This is a genomic window from Algorimicrobium algoritergicola, assembly GCF_008086165.1.
In the GTDB taxonomy this organism is placed as follows: domain Bacteria; phylum Bacteroidota; class Bacteroidia; order Flavobacteriales; family Flavobacteriaceae; genus Algorimicrobium; species Algorimicrobium algoritergicola.
On record NZ_VSKL01000006.1, the window covers coordinates 50,651 to 66,202 of the forward strand.

Here is a 15,552-nt window from a genome sequence, read left to right on the forward strand (position 1 = left end):
ATGTTAGAACAATTAGTACAACTTGATACCGAACTTTTTCTTTATTTAAATAATTTAGGTACGACCTCTTGGGATGGATTTTGGATGTTTTATACCACCAAATTCTACTGGATTCCTTTTTATGCCGTTTTACTATTTTTAATATTCCGAACCCGAACACCTAAATTATTCTTAATTACCATTTTTGTTATATTCTTAATGGTTTTGTTTACTGATCAGATGACCAATGTATTTAAAAAAGTATTGGTTTTGCGTTTACGTCCGTGTCATGATCCTACTTTGGAAGGATTGGTTCGTTTGGTGAAGTCACATTGTGGAGGTCAATTTGGTTTCTTTTCTGGCCATGCTTCAAACTCTATGGCAGTTGCCGTATTTAGTGGCTTATTACTCCGTTTTAAGTACAAGTATTTTATATTTCTAATGCTTATCTGGTCGGCAGCTATGGGTTACAGCCGTATTTATATTGGCGTGCACTTTCCATTAGATGTTATTTGTGGAATGGCATTTGGCGCTATGTCAGGTTTTATGTTTTACAAATTAGATCTCTATTTGCAAAAACGTTTTGGCGTGCGATAATTACTTTTTAGTTAGTATGTAGTAATTGGCAAGGAGTCTTTCTTTATACTGTCGTGATTCTTTAGAAACCGTATTTAAATCGAACGTATTTATTTTTTCAATAGTATATTTTTCCTGAAGTGTATTGGAGTCTTCCGGGCTTATTCCAATAGCCAATAGCCCAAAATTGGATTCTTCTGGAAAGGTAATAATACCAGCATCATTTTTAATTGGTGTAATTTTTTGGCCATATTCCCAAATCATTTCAGGTGCTATATAATTGAATTGGTAGAGTTTTAAATCGCCAGAAATATCGGAAGTAATCGGGTGGAAGTCTACGCTATTCAACGCTTCCTTTAATGGTAAAGCAAAAAGGAGTAAACTAGCATAAAGTGCTGTAGAGCAAGCTATAACCATGCGTATATTCTTTTGTTTTAAGAATTTTAAAATGAAAAATCCCATGACAAATACGACAACTGACGCTAATATAAAATAGAACCAATAACCTGATAAGTTATCTTTTAAAAATACAAAAGCCAAAACAGGAAAGGCAATTCCAACAAAACCAATCAGTCCAAAGTTAAAATAGACAGGAATGGTTTCTCGTTTAGCCTTAAGGTTTTTAAATTCACGGATTAGGTAGTCTATATAAAAACTGCAGTTAATAGCTAAGGGAATTAAAACAGGCATTAAATACCTTGATTTCTTTTCAGGAATAAGTGACAGTAATATAACGGCAAAAATAGTCCATAAAAAACTAAATTTATAAGCTTTACGGTTTCTAACGCGGGTTTTCAAGTATGGGTATAATAAACTAACAAATGCTGGAATAGTCCACAAACCACTTTGGGTAAAGAAACTCCAATAATAATAAAATGGGCGCACGTTATAGCTGCTCCAATTACCTGTTTCTTTTTCTGCAATTGCTAAAAATGTAGCTGGATCTTCTAATCGCACATACAAATACCACCAACCACCAACAGTAATAGCTAAAATTAATATAAGAAGAACTGGTATAAATTTCGATTTAAAACGTTTGTATTTAAATGTAAACCCATAAGCCAATAAAAACGGTAATAATAAGGCGTAAAAACTAACAGGTCCTTTACTTAATATGGAGAAACCAATAAATACACTTGCCAAAAACGCTGATTTCCATTGTGTTTTTTCCGCTTCAAAAAAGCAAAATAAATAGTAAATAGCAACACACATAAAGCCATGCGTAAAAATATCCCAAGGAGCTTCAATCATAATCCCAATAACATAAAATGATGTGGTAACGATAATTGCAGATAAAATTCCGAAAGACTGACTTTGAGTGATTTTTTTAGATAATTTAAGAACAAAAACGGCAATTATCATAATAAATAGAACCGCAGGCAAACGCATAGCAAAAACACTTTTCACGCCAAAAATGGCAGCAGAAATAGCGGTAAGCCATGTTGGTAAAGGTGGTTTTTCATAACGGGCTTCACCATTCATGGTTGTGAGTAGCCAGTTATTATCGGTTAACATTTCACGAGCCGTAATAAAATTTCGTGCTTCCATAATAGTCACGTCCATAACATCTAAGTTTGGAAGCAGTACAAGTGCAATTCCAAAACAAATAAATAAAACGGGATATTTTTTAAGAAGGGGAAGCATATTTTCGGATTAAAATTAAATTCCTAATATAAATAATAGCACCCAGAATATGACCTGTAAATAACACAGGGTCTCTTCTGAAGATAGCATAAGTTAAAATAAGTATGGATCCAATTAAACTCAATAACCAAAAACCAAAAGGTAAAGTTGATTCTTTATGTTTTTCCGAATAGAGCCATTGATAAACAAAACGCAAGGTAAACACGACTTGTGAAACGATTCCTAACGTCAGTAGCCATGCGGGAATAGCTTCATTTTCAAAGAGTTTAACCACGTCTATTGTGTTGTTGTTAAAATAGAAAATGGCAATAAAGGTTGGCATCAATAATAAAAACCATTGCATGAATTTTGGATACTTCTGCCATTGGTTTTGTAATTGTAAATTCCGAATATATATAAAATAAGTTAAGCCTTGACCAAGCATAATGGCAAAATCATCACGTAAATACCCATATATAAATAGTAAAAAAGAAGCAAATAAACTTAAGGTCCAAAAAATGGTAGGCGTAATAACGCGCTTTTGTTTTTCAGAATATAGCCATTGAAGAATAAGTCGAGACGAGAACAATATTTGCGCTAAAAATCCAATGCTATATATGAGCCAATTACTCATTAATTGTGTTTCTCAACCGTATAATTAATATACTTTTTCTTCATCCAGAGATACGCAAAACAATCCATTAGCGGTCCAATTAAGCGATTCCAAACGCCAAACTTGGCTTCTCCCGCAACTCTTGGAAAATGTTTAACAGGTACTTGTATGATTTTTCCGTTTTGCAATAAAATCATGGCCGGTAAAAAGCGATGTAAACCTTTAAACATGGGGATACGCTTGGCATAATCTGTTTTTATTACTTTAAGCGGACAACCTGTGTCGTCCATACCATCTTTAGTAAACGCACGACGAATACCATTAGCTATCGTAGAAGACATGTTTTTTACAAAACTATCTTTGCGGTTTGCACGAACACCAGTTACCAAATCATAATCATTAATGTGCTCTAAAAGTACATTGAAATCCTTTGGATCGGTTTGTAAATCAGAATCAATATAACCTACCAATTCGGTATCTGCATAATCAAAACCAGCTTTAATGGCAGCACTTAAGCCACGATTTTCCTTGAAACTTATATATTGAAATTCAGGATGTCTTTTAGCAATAGCCTCAATATGTTGTTGACTGCTGTCTTTGGAGCCATCATTCACAAAAAGAATCTTTGTTTTTCTGCTGGCTATCGTAATATATTCTAATAATTCCTTTTCAACTCGTGGTAAATTATCTTCTTCATTATAAACAGGAACTATAATTGTAAACTGGTAATCCATAAAATTAAAGTTGTACTACAAATGTATTCTTTTTTATAGAATTCTAATCTTACAGAAAAAAAATGTTTCTTTGTAACAGAAATTAGATTTATGAAGATACTAGTTACTGGTGCAGTGGGATTTATAGGCTCGCATACAGCTGAACGTTTAAAAGAAATGGGACATGATGTAATAGGTGTGGATAATTTTTCACCGTATTACAGCGAATCTTTAAAGAGATTAAACGAAAAAGCTCTAAATAACAAAGGTATTCGTGTTTTGAAATTGGATTTGCGTTCAGATGATTTGAGCGAGAACTTACCAAAAGATATCGATTTTATTTTTCATTTTGCGGCACAACCAGGCATTTCTACCACATCAACTTTTGAAGACTATTTTACCAATAATATTATTGCTACAAAAAACTTAATAGACTATGCGTTACAATTAGAGGATCTAAAGTTATTTGTGAATATAGGCACATCGTCAATTTACGGGCTAGAAGCGACGTTTCCTGAAGATGTGGCACCCAAACCAGCCTCTCATTATGGGGTAACTAAATTAACTGCCGAGCAATTGGTGCTTCAAAAATCGCGTGAAAAACAATTGAAGTCTTGTTCATTGCGTTTATATTCTGTTTTTGGACCTCGAGAACGTCCTGAAAAAATGTATACCAAATTGATTGCCTGCGGATTTAATAAAGAAGCCTTTCCGTTATACGAAGGCAGTTCTACACATTTACGCAGTTTTACCTATGTGGATGATATTGTAGATGGTGTTGTTAGCGTTATGGACGCTATTGATGTTGTTGATGGTGAAATTATAAATCTTGGAACTGAAGTAGAACATACCACTCAAGAAGGTATTGATGCGGTTGCTCAAGTTATGGATATGAATATTACTATTAATCATGTGTCTGCTAGAGCTGGAGATCAATTACGAACCAAGGCCATTATTGATAAAGCGAGACGGTTACTAAATTATAACCCGCAAACTACATTATTAGAAGGTGTGGATAAGCAAGTAGCTTGGTATAAAGCCAATTTTCTATAATTCCGGTTTTAACTGCAATAAATAATCAGCAGCAGCAAACGGCGTTGTTTTCTGTGCCTCAATTAATGCTATTTGTACTTTCAATGCTTTTTTAATGACATCATTATTAAAGAAGTCCGCATGCAGTTGGTCTTTAATAGTTTCAATCAACCAGAACTTATTTTGCTCATGGCGTCGCTGCTCAAAGTACCCATTGCTTTGCGTTTGCGTCACATATTTATCTATAGTTTCCCAAACGGTATCTATTCCTTCATCATGCAAGGCGCTACATAATAATACTTTCGGTTGCCATTCAGAATCTTTTGCTGGATATAAATGTAAGGCACGATTAAATTCCACTTTGGCAATTTTAGCGGCTTTCATGTTTTCGCCATCGGCTTTATTGATGGCAATAGAATCGGCCATTTCAATAATACCACGTTTAATACCTTGCAACTCATCGCCAGCACCTGCTAATTTAAGTAATAAGAAAAAATCTACCATACTATGAACCGCTGTTTCACTCTGGCCAACACCAACCGTTTCAATTAAAATGGTGTCAAAACCAGCAGCTTCACATAAAATAATAGTTTCCCGAGTTTTGCGAGCAACACCACCTAAAGATTCACCTGAAGGCGACGGTCTGATGTAGACATTCGTATCCTTTACTAAATCTTCCATTCGGGTTTTATCACCTAGAATGCTGCCTTTCGTAATGGAACTACTCGGATCAATAGCTAAAACGGCAATTTTTTTTCCTGCTTTGGATAAATATTTCCCAAAGGATTCAATAAATGTGCTTTTTCCAACACCAGGAACACCTGTGATGCCAATTCTAACCGATTTATTAGCATGCGGTAAACAGCCCTTTATAATAGCATGAGCTTGTTCAGAATGCGCTTTATTCGTGCTTTCAATTAAGGTAATCGCCCGACTTAAAGCCGTTATATCACCTTCTAAAATACGTTCAATAAGTTGTAGAGTCGTTGGTTTTTCCTGTCTACGATTTCTTATAGCATCAATAATAGCTTGGTTGATGGTTTCGGGTTGCGAAACACCAGTTTGTTCTTGTAATGCCTTTTTATGTGACGTTTTTTTAGTCAAAAGTTTCTATTGGTACGGCTATTTTGGTTTCATCCCAAACCATGGTTAATGATAATCTGTCCAACGCATTGTCAAACCCTATTGTAAATTGTTCAACGGTAATACCTGTGCCTTCTACTGGAACTGATATGGTAATGACATCAAATTCGGGCTCACGCATCGGTTTCATTTCTGTGTCAACTCCCCAGGAATATTGCTTGGAGTTAAACATAACTTGCCATGTGGAATCGTTTGGAACGGTCCATAAGGTATATTTTCCCGCAGGAAGCGAATCGTTGTTTATTTTTAAGGCTTTATTCGTTTTAAAGGTTGTTGCTTCGTTGGCACCTGTTCGCCAAACTTGCTTATAGGGAACCAAACCGCCAAAAACTTCTCGACCGCGTTTAGATGGTCTATTATAAACAATATCTAACTGTAAATCGTTTTTAGAAAAAGATACAGTATCGATCGGGCTTTTTCGTGGTGCAAGTAAACTGCCATCCACAAAAAAGGAATATAAAAACAAACTGATGGCAATTAGAAATAAGCATCCCAAAAACCATTTAAAAAATCTATTCATAAGGTATTTTTATTAACGATATAAAGATACTTCAAATGTTATTTTTAATAAAGGGCTATCACATTTTTTTAAGAGTTATTTTTAATCTTGAAAAAAAAAGATGCTGTTTTTTGCAACACATCACTTTTTTCATCGTCATTAAGATGAACTAAACCATTAAAACCAAAAAGTAAAGCATGTTTCAACTTGAAATTATTGAAAAATGCAAAGCAAACAACCGTCAAGCACAAATGCAGTTATACAACCAGTACTGCCAAGGAATGTATATTGTTGCAAGACGATTTGTAAAGCATGATGCCGAAGCTGAAGATATTGTTCAGGATGCGTTTATTAAAGCGTTTTCTAAACTGGATCAGTATCAAGCAGAAGTTACGTTTGGTGCCTGGTTAAAACGCATTGTTATTAATACAAGTATTGACATGTTAAAAGCACAAAAACACCAATTGGTGGAACTTGAAACGGTGCATTTAAATGTTGTGGACTCGGGTAATGACAATTGGTTAGTAGAAGATACTGTGGAGGTTGTGGATATTAAAGAAGCTATTTCAAGTTTAGCTGATAAATATCGATTGGTTCTCACACTCTATTTATTGGAAGGTTATGATCATCAGGAAATTTCAGACATATTAAACATTACCGAAGTTTCTTCTAGAACACAACTTTACAGAGGTAAAGTACAATTACAAGAATTATTAAAACAGAAAAACAATGGCACGGGATATTAGAGATTTACTCAAACAGGACGATGCGGAAACAAAAGCTGTAATGCCTTCAGGACATGAAGCTCGATTTCAGCAGAAATTGAACAAAGCCTTACCACAAAAGAAAAAACATAGCTTTTTATGGATGCAAATTGCAGCAAGTGTTGTGATTGTTTTTGGATTGGGTTTTGGTGTTTATTCTTTTTTCAATCAGCCTATTAAAACGAACCACGTTGTTGAAGTTGCTCCGGAAAAATCACCTTTAAAAACATTAGGCGATATTTCTCCAGACTTTAAAAAGGTAGAGGATTATTATTTGGCAAATATTAATTTGGAGTTGTCCAAAGTGACCTTAACTTCAGAAAATAAAGAACTCATTGATGGCTATATATTGCGTTTAGATGCTTTAAATGCGGAGTATAAGCGATTGTCCATTGAGTTAACCGAACAAGGTCCAAATGAATTAACGGTAAGCGCATTGATTACAAACTTGAAATTTAGATTAAATCTCATGTATCGCCTTAAAGACCAATTACACAGTTTAAAAAACTCTGAATCACATCAGAAAAAAAATAACGTATAAAAACATTAGAATTATGAAAAACATAAAATTTTTGCTTCTCTGCTTACTTTTTGCAGGTGGTATGAATGCACAACAGCGCGTAGATAAAATATCACAATCAATGCAAGTCAATGATGAGGTAACCCTAGATATACATGCGAGTTATACCAACATAATTATCGATACTTGGAATAAAGATATTATTGAAGTGGAAGCTTATATTGAAAGTGACGCTTTATCAAAAGAAGAACTGAAAAAACATGTTGATGGTTGGAAAGTTCAGGTGGAAGGTTCCAAAGATTATATAACTATAAAATCTAATTCGGAAGGTGATAGTTGGTCTGAAAGTATGAGTCTTTTTGATGTTCAATCATTAGATGCCTTACAGAATTTGGAAATTGAATTAGCAGACATCCCGATTATGCCATTAGTTGATGGCTTAATGGCATCGCTTGACATGGCGAATATGCCAAAAATGCCTAATATGCCTAAACTACCTGATTTACCAGAAGGTATGAACACTACCAATTTTGATTTTGAACGTTACAAATATGAAGGCGAAGCATATATGGATAAGTGGAGCCGCGAATACAGTGCCAAATATGGCGATGCATATGCTAGAAAAATGGAAGCTTGGGCAAAAAAAGTAGACACGGACGCTTTTGAAAAATATGAAAGGGAAATGGAAGCTTGGGGCGAAAAATTTGGTGCCCAGTTTGGCGATACATTTGGCAAAGACATGGAAGCTTGGGGCGAAGCCTTTGGAGAGAAATTTGGAAAAAGCATGGAAGCTTGGGGCGAACAGTTTGGTAAGGAAATGGAAACTTGGGGTGAGCAGTTTGGAAAAGAAATGGAAGAACGTGCGAATCTCATGGAAAAAGAACATGAAAAACATGAAGATATACGACAAAAGCAAGATGCTAAATATCGAGCCATGTTTGATTCAGACATGGGGGAAAATATGAAAGTTAAAAAAACACTTAAAATAAAAATTCCCAAGGACGCCAAATTAAAATTGAATGTCAGACATGGTGAAATGAAATTTACCTCTGTTATTCATAATCTCAAGGCCGATTTAAATCACACTAAATTTTTAGCAACACGCATTGATGGCGAACAAACCGCCATCAATGCATCTTATTCATCCCTTTTAATAAAGGATTGGAAGATGGGTAATTTAGAATTGAACTTTGTGGAAGCCGCAACCATTCAAAATGTAAATGGGCTTGTATTAAATTCTAATTCGTCCAATATTCATATTGATAAACTGTCAGGTAATGCTATTCTTAATGGTAGCTTTGGAGACCTAGCCATTAGTGAAATAACAGATGACTTTAATACTATTAATATTACATTAGATAATAGTAATGCTAATTTAAAACTGCCTCAAGCAGAATATAAATTGCAGTATCACGGCAAATATTCGCAATTCAAGCATCCTAAAAACACCAAAGGTCAAGCCGTTTCTTCTTTTAATTCTGGTAGTATTTCCAATAACAAAACTATTGTTGTTAATGCAAAATATAGTCACGTAGTTATGGATTAGTTTCCTATTTTTGAGTTTTAAATGATATGAACTCAACTACCTTTTCTTCTTTTCTAAATGGCATTAGTTCTATGCCTCTTTTTGTTTTAGATAATAAAATTCTCTTGTCAAAATATGTATCCATAGATTTGTCGGAGCAGAATTTATCACTACACACTTTTGATGTGTCCTCCTCCCAAGCTTGGATTAAATTTATAGACGAATATTGTCATCAAAAACAGGCGCAAGTCGCTTATGGCGGTTATAATGAAAAACGAAACATTTACAAACGTAGTGCCTATTTCAACCAGCAAAATGCCGATACCGAACGTAATATTCATTTAGGATTAGATTTATGGATCGCTGCAGGAACAGCTGTTTTTTCGCCACTTGAAGGTGTTATACACAGTTTGGCAAATAATGCTAATTATGGTGATTATGGTCCGACACTGATTTTGGAACATCAGATTAATGATGTTGTTTTTTATACGTTATATGGTCATTTAAGTTTGGATTCTTTAACCGACAATAAAGTAGGAGATTCAGTTAAACGCGGCGAACAAATAGCAACCCTTGGTACCGCTGAAGTAAATGGTGATTACGCGCCACATTTACATTTTCAAATAATTCATGATTTAGAAGGATTTGAAGGCGATTATCCTGGAGTTTGCAGCAAAAAAAATCTGGACCATTTTTTACAAAATTGCCCAGATCCTAATCTGCTACTAAAACTAAATTAGTTAGTTAATAATCAGTTTTTTTATTGTTTGGCCTAAATCTGTTTGCACTTTAAGGATGTAGGTTCCTGATTGAAAGTTGTTCACATTAATTTCGGAATTCGTCGTTTTAAGTACCCGACTTCCTAATAAGGTAAATATTTCAATATTATTAATCGCATTTGCCGTTTTGATATATAAAATATCAGACACGGGGTTTGGATATATGTTTATCGTGTCCTTCAAATTAACGGCATCTAAATCTAGAGTTTGAAAGCTGATAGAATTGGCTAAAGGATTATTTTGGGAATATAGATTTTGAGCATAAATATTGATATAATTTTCTATAAAGATGGTATCAAAGACAGGATCACCATTTTCCACAAAACGAATCTCACCACTTGATGGGTTTGGATTGGCAATGACATCAAATAATACCAGTTCAAAAGGGCCTGCACCATTTAGCATGACTGTAAACTGACCAGCTTCATCGCGACCTAAAAAATACGCATCACCAAATACGCCCGGTCCCATAGAAATAGACACCCATTCGGATGCTGGAAGATTGGAGTTGCCTGTTACAAAATTCCCGATTGTTAAACCTGTCGGGACATAAAATCCTGCGCCCATATCGTCGGTACTGTCGTTAGTTACTGGTTCACTAGGTGTGGCCAGTAAGGCCATTTGGTAATTACCCGTATTAGGGTTAACGCCAACAAATGACAGACTAAATTCATAGGTTGCTTGGGCATGTATAGCAATACTTATTACCAACAGTAATGCAGTTATATATAATTTTTTCATGACGTTTTGTATTTAATTAATTTGGCATTTGTTCTGAAATTGGATAATAATTTGATGCTGGATTATTAATATGATTTGTAATAATATTTTTTAATAGACCTTTATCATTCCCGGGTCCTGAGTAGCGTACAATACCATCTAAGTTAATATCACCTGTGTTGTATGCTGTATACGGGTAGTAGTTGCTATTGGTCGTGTTGCCAGCGGCATTTGAAACAATTGTTTTTAAACTAGCCGAATCATTGCTAGGTCCTAAATAGCGGGTTTGATTATTGCCATTTATATCGCCTCCATACATGCCTAAAATACCTGTAGGCATTCCGAAACTTGTTTGAGCTTCTAATCCAAAAGTAGTTGTGCTACCATCGGTAAAATTGACGACAGACGATACATTGGAGAGCGTTATTGCGGTTGCGCTCATAATACCTAAATGATTCCTATGGTTTAGAACAACCAAATAATCACCGGATACTTGTTCGAAATTTATTGGCGAAATACCATCAATATCTACAATATCTCCATCACGTTGTACGAGTCCGGATTTGGCATCAACAATTAAGGTGTTTGTATTAGCATCTCGTATTTCAATCCACATCCAATCAACAATAGCATTATTACCTGTTATTAAAAATACGGAAGGATCACAAACTAATCCATCAGCATACGGACTCGTTGTTGGAATGAGATTAGCGATTCTTAAATCGTCACGCATGAGGGTTTCTTCTCCAAAATTAGGACTCAATGCAGCTCCTTGTAAATAGGCTTTTGCTGAAACTAGAATAGGTTCTAAAATTGATATTGTTTGGTCGCAACTTAATGATACATTGTTAGAGGCATCTGTTGCTGTCCACGTAATAACGGTATCTCCTAAAGGATACGGATCCGTTAGTAACAGCGCATCAGACCGAACACCAGCGTAGGTTATGGTGCTGCTGCAATTATCAGTTGCTGTTGGTTCTGTAATCAATACGGTAGCTTCGGTTATGCCACTTGCTAGAATTTCTACTATATTATCTGGGCATATAATAATTGGCGCTTCTGTATCATCTAAAATAGTCCAAGTAAAACTTTGCTCAACATCTAGACTTCCCGGTTTACTTAAGGTAACCGTTACATTATAAACACCATCACTATTGGGTCCACCAGAAACAGCCGTTTCATTAATAATACCAAAAATTAAACCGTTAGTGGGTTCAATGTCCGTTCCTGCCGGTTGTCCAGATATGGAATATGTTAAGTTATCTAATGGATTTCCACCAGAACCTTCGGCTTGAAAATCAGATATTTCTAGTTCGCAACTGGTTCTATCTGCAATTGGTTGTAATTCTAATTCAGGATAGGCAATACCTAAAATTTCTATTCCATTAATTAAGGGATTTTCTATGTTTTCGAAAAAGCGAATTTCTAAAACACCATCGGTAACCGTTATATTATTTTGAACAAGTCCAGCTTGGCGATGACCAAATTCCGCAGAAATATCAAAATCATCTAATAGGCGTTCATCTTCAATGTTCACACTAAAAACACGTTCGCCAGGATCTGAAGTGCCATTATATAAATTAGCAAAATACAGGTTTATTATATAATCTCCATTTGGTACTGCAATAGAAAAAATCATAGGATAGGCAGGATCGCTAATACTTCGTTGAATATGCATGACATCATAATAGGTACTAGCGTCTATATAACTTGGAATGGATGCATGGCGATCTTCATAAAACACTTCTGTTGAAGAATAAGGGGAGCCAGAAGAAACCGTATACGAATCTCCAGTTGAAGTTGTGTTATCCTCCCAATCTGGACCGCCATCTGATGCTAAAACAAGAGGGCCTCCAGCATTAATACGAACCATAGGTGTGTAAATATCTGTCAATTCTCCCGCTAAAGACATAGAAACTCCCGCGTTAACACCTGAATGAATCACTTCCATATTGGCGGATTTAAGCCCAACTATATTATCGGAAATAAAATCGATTGGAATTTTTACTGAAGAACCAGGATTGATATTAAAAGGTAAGATTACATCCGATGTAAATGAAGCTGCGTCGGTTCCAACAAAATTTAGAGCCGTTACGCTAATCACGTCATCGGTAGGTCCACCTTCATTATTTAATACAATGTATTTACTGCGTTGGGAATTGTTTACGGGTGTTAGTCCAAAATCTAAATTCGTTGGGTTTATAGACACGACACCATTTTGATTTTCATAGGCTTCTATAAAATCCCAAGTTGCTGTAAAGGGGTTAGGTGTTGTAGCCGATCTGGAAGTGGAAATAATACCAATTGCCATTCCTTTAGCATCCAAAGGATCTAAAAAATCACTTGGTAATAAAATGGTTGGCCCTAATAAACTTAAAGTTCCCCCATTATCGGTGGAGTAGAAGGGCTGTGCTAATCCTGTTGCAGGATCTACAGAAATATATAAATCTACTGATCCTGAATTGATAATATCTGGTATATCATAAATCGTATTTAAGGTAACAACACCATTGGATTCTATCAGGAGTTGTAAACCATGAAACGCATCATTATTTAGCGTTCCATTCATGAACACGAATTTCAGGTAGTTATCTTGATCACCTGTTCCTATTTGCATGCCATAAGATTGAAAGTCAACAGGATCATTCTGACTCCCATTAGAGCCAAAATAAGGCGACTCTACTTTGGAATGAACCGTAAACGGATTGGAATTACTATCCACATTTATTCCAAACTGAAAGCCGTAATCTTGATTATTTAAACCTTCAAATGCATCACCTCCAGAAACCGCATCAACCGTTGCTTTTCCGGCAGCACCACCAAAGGACATTTCTTGTTCATTAAATTGATCTAGATAATCTGTAGCACCAGAAGGGTCTAACATGAGACCTGTAAAACCTAGGCCAAATAAACCTGTTCCTGGATCGTTATTCCAAAACGGATAATCTATAGGTAGGTTGGTGGTGGTTCCATTATTGGCGTCTAATGCAAAAGCATCATTGACATCTAAAATACCGTCATTATCATCATCTGGATCATTTAAATCAGAAATATTATCGTTGTCATTATCTTTCGGCTTACTACTTTGAGAACAAATATTGGTGCCATTATCAATTTCATCTTGATTGGTATAACCATCACCATCATTATCCGCCAATGGATCATACCCTATATCACCAGGTTGTAGGCAAATTAAATCAGACGGTTCAAAAACGGTTACACTGTTCGCGCCATAAGTTACAGCCCAAACCGTACCGGGGAAAATGGAATTATCACCTAAAGCAATAACATCTAAAGGAATACTTCCAAAACCATTAAAAGGCACTTCTTGTTCCAAAACCATATCACCAGCAGCATTTAATATATACCGATTGATATCACCATTAAAGGAGGCTGTTAAAATATTTCCTTGCATAACACCACCAAAATTGGTAGCCGTATATTCTACAATACCATTTGTGGAAGCCGCTTTAACATCTAAAATATTATTTTTAGGGCTGCTAACTGGTTCATCAATAAGGTATTCTCCTTGTTCTGGTTTGTCCGGGAAATTAGCAATTGAAAATGACGAGTTAAAATAGCCCTCTGAACCCACTAATAAATCGCCAACCAAATAGGTGTTGGTTGCTACCCATGAGCCACTTATTTTTTCATAAGCAATCACATTAGCACGGGAAGGAAATGCGCGAATAGGATTTGGATGTCCACCGTAATATGTACCATTTACATCGTTTATCGTTCCAATAAAATGTAATGGATCTTCAGAAAATTCACTACCGCTCTCATTCATTTCGTTTGTAATATAATGAATGTTGGGATCATAGGTAATCGTGCTTTCATCACCTAAATAGGTGTCTGTAGCTATATCGTAAATCCTTGGGACGCCTCCCCAAAGTGCATTGGGACCATTGTCTGACGTGTAAATTCTGTTGTTTTCTGTGACTAGAATATCGTATGCATTTCTAAATCCCGGTGAAAATATTTGAACCGGACCTCCCACTTCTGGGAAGGCTTGATTTAAACTATTGTTACCACCAAATGGATCGCCTAAATCAATAAAAGCATCATGCATTGGATGTCCAACTGGATATGGGAAATCCGGGTGCGTGTTGTCTATATCTATTCGTGTTGGATCGTTTAAGGTTGGTAAATCATATACATATTCGGTATTGGTTCGTGGGTCCGTATAAACCGTCATGCCTTCCAATTGTGTCAGATTTACGATAAGGATTGAGGCTGATAAGAAAAATTCTGGAGTTCCTGCAAAATTATTACTAGGTGCACCTTTATTGGTCTGACCACCTTGAGCGACTAACAGGAAGGTTTCGCCATCTTTTTCAAACATGTCTAAACCATTAATAGCGTGGTTTTCTTCACAACGTGGTAAACCTCTTACTAAATCGGTTTTTTCCCAAACACCATTAATTTTCTCAAGCTTGGAAATCATACTGGAATTGGTATCTAGATTACTATCATTTCCACCCGAACCACCACCTAGCAAATAATCTGATGAGGTTACATATAGGATTGGATTTAGAGCTGTGCCAGCAGTAAGAATACCCGTTACTAGTCGCTGTTGACTTGGATTAAAAACGCCTAAATCGTTATGATTTGGGATGCCTGTTCGGATTTTAGTAATTTCTTCGCTAGCAATAACGGTATATTGACCATTTCCGGCGCTGGCGTTATCGCGCTCAACTGTATAGGCCCAAATAAGTCCGTTTTGTTGCGAGACATATAAGCGGTCATCAGGACCAAAATCTAATGAGGTTGGGTTTAAAACACCTTCATTGATTAAGCCAGTGGAACCAAAACTAATAGTTTGAGAATAGCCATTAAAACAGCATAAAGTTATGCTGATTACGATTGTTAATGTAACAAATCGTATTGCTTTTTTTAAATAAATCAGAGACATCATAATGTTTTTTTCGTTTGCGTGCTATTAATCGAAAAAAATTAATCAGGAGATACCTCTGTAAAAATAGTTATAAGGCTTTACTTTTTAAGTATAAACGATTAGTTTTCGTTGAACCTGTTTAAATCCTCGTTATAAGTACCTGAAACAA

General features: G+C 35.6%; 13 protein-coding genes. 6 read left to right on the top strand and 7 right to left on the bottom strand.

All coding sequences use genetic code 11. The annotated features are described in order from the left end of the window. Nucleotides 1-576, top strand: coding sequence for a phosphatase PAP2 family protein (locus ES675_RS13580; protein ID WP_066250157.1), 576 nt, complete (start codon nt 1-3; stop codon nt 574-576). Here the strand turns inward: ES675_RS13580 and ES675_RS13585 are convergent, their stop codons facing one another. From ES675_RS13585 to ES675_RS13595, 3 genes are read right to left on the bottom strand one after another with little or no spacing between them, the layout of a single operon-like run. Then, complete coding sequence (locus tag ES675_RS13585; RefSeq protein WP_066250161.1) at nt 577-2,199, bottom strand: ArnT family glycosyltransferase; 1,623 nt, start codon at nt 2,197-2,199, stop codon at nt 577-579. Next, nucleotides 2,183-2,812: a lipid-A-disaccharide synthase N-terminal domain-containing protein gene (locus ES675_RS13590; protein ID WP_066250163.1), complete on the bottom strand. Its 630-nt coding sequence runs from the start codon at nt 2,810-2,812 to the stop codon at nt 2,183-2,185. Before ES675_RS13590 ends, ES675_RS13585 begins: the two co-directional genes overlap by 17 nt. Further along, nucleotides 2,812-3,525 carry a glycosyltransferase family 2 protein gene (locus ES675_RS13595; RefSeq protein WP_066250166.1) on the bottom strand — a complete coding sequence of 238 codons (714 nt, stop codon included), beginning with the start codon at nt 3,523-3,525 and terminating at the stop codon, nt 2,812-2,814. The genes ES675_RS13590 and ES675_RS13595 overlap by 1 nt, the downstream gene beginning before the upstream one ends. Before the next feature lie 90 nt (nt 3,526-3,615). Here ES675_RS13595 and ES675_RS13600 point away from each other — a divergent pair, with 90 nt between their 5' ends. Continuing rightward, nucleotides 3,616-4,557 (top strand): NAD-dependent epimerase/dehydratase family protein, encoded by a 942-nt coding sequence (locus ES675_RS13600; protein ID WP_066250169.1) that lies wholly within the window; start codon nt 3,616-3,618, stop codon nt 4,555-4,557. Here the strand turns inward: ES675_RS13600 and meaB are convergent. Both meaB and ES675_RS13610 read right to left on the bottom strand, forming a co-directional pair. After that, nucleotides 4,552-5,640, bottom strand: coding sequence for a methylmalonyl Co-A mutase-associated GTPase MeaB (gene meaB, locus ES675_RS13605; protein ID WP_066250172.1), 1,089 nt, complete (start codon nt 5,638-5,640; stop codon nt 4,552-4,554). The two genes, ES675_RS13600 and meaB, sit on opposite strands and share 6 nt — an antisense overlap. Beyond that, nucleotides 5,633-6,199 (bottom strand): DUF2911 domain-containing protein, encoded by a 567-nt coding sequence (locus ES675_RS13610; RefSeq protein ID WP_148367501.1) that lies wholly within the window; start codon nt 6,197-6,199, stop codon nt 5,633-5,635. The genes meaB and ES675_RS13610 overlap by 8 nt, the downstream gene beginning before the upstream one ends. Nucleotides 6,200-6,375: 176 nt before the next feature. Here ES675_RS13610 and ES675_RS13615 point away from each other — a divergent pair, with 176 nt between their 5' ends. From ES675_RS13615 to ES675_RS13630, 4 genes are read left to right on the top strand one after another with little or no spacing between them, the layout of a single operon-like run. Beyond that, a complete protein-coding gene (locus ES675_RS13615) occupies nt 6,376-6,924 on the top strand; it encodes an RNA polymerase sigma factor (protein WP_066250178.1) in 549 nt (182 codons plus the stop codon). Next, a complete protein-coding gene (locus ES675_RS13620; protein WP_066250186.1) occupies nt 6,908-7,483 on the top strand; it encodes a hypothetical protein in 576 nt (191 codons plus the stop codon). Before ES675_RS13615 ends, ES675_RS13620 begins: the two co-directional genes overlap by 17 nt. Nucleotides 7,484-7,496: 13 nt before the next feature. Next, on the top strand, nt 7,497-9,008 hold the full coding sequence (locus tag ES675_RS13625; protein WP_148367502.1) for a DUF4097 domain-containing protein: 1,512 nt from the start codon (nt 7,497-7,499) through the stop codon (nt 9,006-9,008). A gap of 26 nt (nt 9,009-9,034) precedes the next feature. Further along, a complete protein-coding gene (locus ES675_RS13630; RefSeq protein ID WP_066250193.1) occupies nt 9,035-9,727 on the top strand; it encodes a peptidoglycan DD-metalloendopeptidase family protein in 693 nt (230 codons plus the stop codon). Here ES675_RS13630 and ES675_RS13635 read toward each other — a convergent pair whose 3' ends face one another. Further along, nucleotides 9,728-10,507, bottom strand: a complete 780-nt coding sequence (locus ES675_RS13635; protein ID WP_066250197.1) for a T9SS type A sorting domain-containing protein — start codon at nt 10,505-10,507, stop codon at nt 9,728-9,730. A 16-nt stretch (nt 10,508-10,523) separates the two neighbouring features. Further along, nucleotides 10,524-15,404 (bottom strand): malectin domain-containing carbohydrate-binding protein, encoded by a 4,881-nt coding sequence (locus ES675_RS13640; RefSeq protein ID WP_082985884.1) that lies wholly within the window; start codon nt 15,402-15,404, stop codon nt 10,524-10,526. Nucleotides 15,405-15,552 lie beyond the last annotated feature (148 nt).

Coding starts and splice junctions, on each gene's coding strand:
- ES675_RS13640 (WP_082985884.1), bottom strand. CDS start 15,404: ATGATGTCTCTGATTTATTTAAAAAAAGCAATACGATTTGTTACATTA.
- ES675_RS13610 (WP_148367501.1), bottom strand. CDS start 6,199: ATGAATAGATTTTTTAAATGGTTTTTGGGATGCTTATTTCTAATTGCC.
- ES675_RS13590 (WP_066250163.1), bottom strand. CDS start 2,812: ATGAGTAATTGGCTCATATATAGCATTGGATTTTTAGCGCAAATATTG.
- ES675_RS13595 (WP_066250166.1), bottom strand. CDS start 3,525: ATGGATTACCAGTTTACAATTATAGTTCCTGTTTATAATGAAGAAGAT.
- ES675_RS13600 (WP_066250169.1), top strand. CDS start 3,616: ATGAAGATACTAGTTACTGGTGCAGTGGGATTTATAGGCTCGCATACA.
- ES675_RS13620 (WP_066250186.1), top strand. CDS start 6,908: ATGGCACGGGATATTAGAGATTTACTCAAACAGGACGATGCGGAAACA.
- ES675_RS13635 (WP_066250197.1), bottom strand. CDS start 10,507: ATGAAAAAATTATATATAACTGCATTACTGTTGGTAATAAGTATTGCT.
- ES675_RS13615 (WP_066250178.1), top strand. CDS start 6,376: ATGTTTCAACTTGAAATTATTGAAAAATGCAAAGCAAACAACCGTCAA.
- ES675_RS13625 (WP_148367502.1), top strand. CDS start 7,497: ATGAAAAACATAAAATTTTTGCTTCTCTGCTTACTTTTTGCAGGTGGT.
- ES675_RS13630 (WP_066250193.1), top strand. CDS start 9,035: ATGAACTCAACTACCTTTTCTTCTTTTCTAAATGGCATTAGTTCTATG.
- ES675_RS13580 (WP_066250157.1), top strand. CDS start 1: ATGTTAGAACAATTAGTACAACTTGATACCGAACTTTTTCTTTATTTA.
- ES675_RS13585 (WP_066250161.1), bottom strand. CDS start 2,199: ATGCTTCCCCTTCTTAAAAAATATCCCGTTTTATTTATTTGTTTTGGA.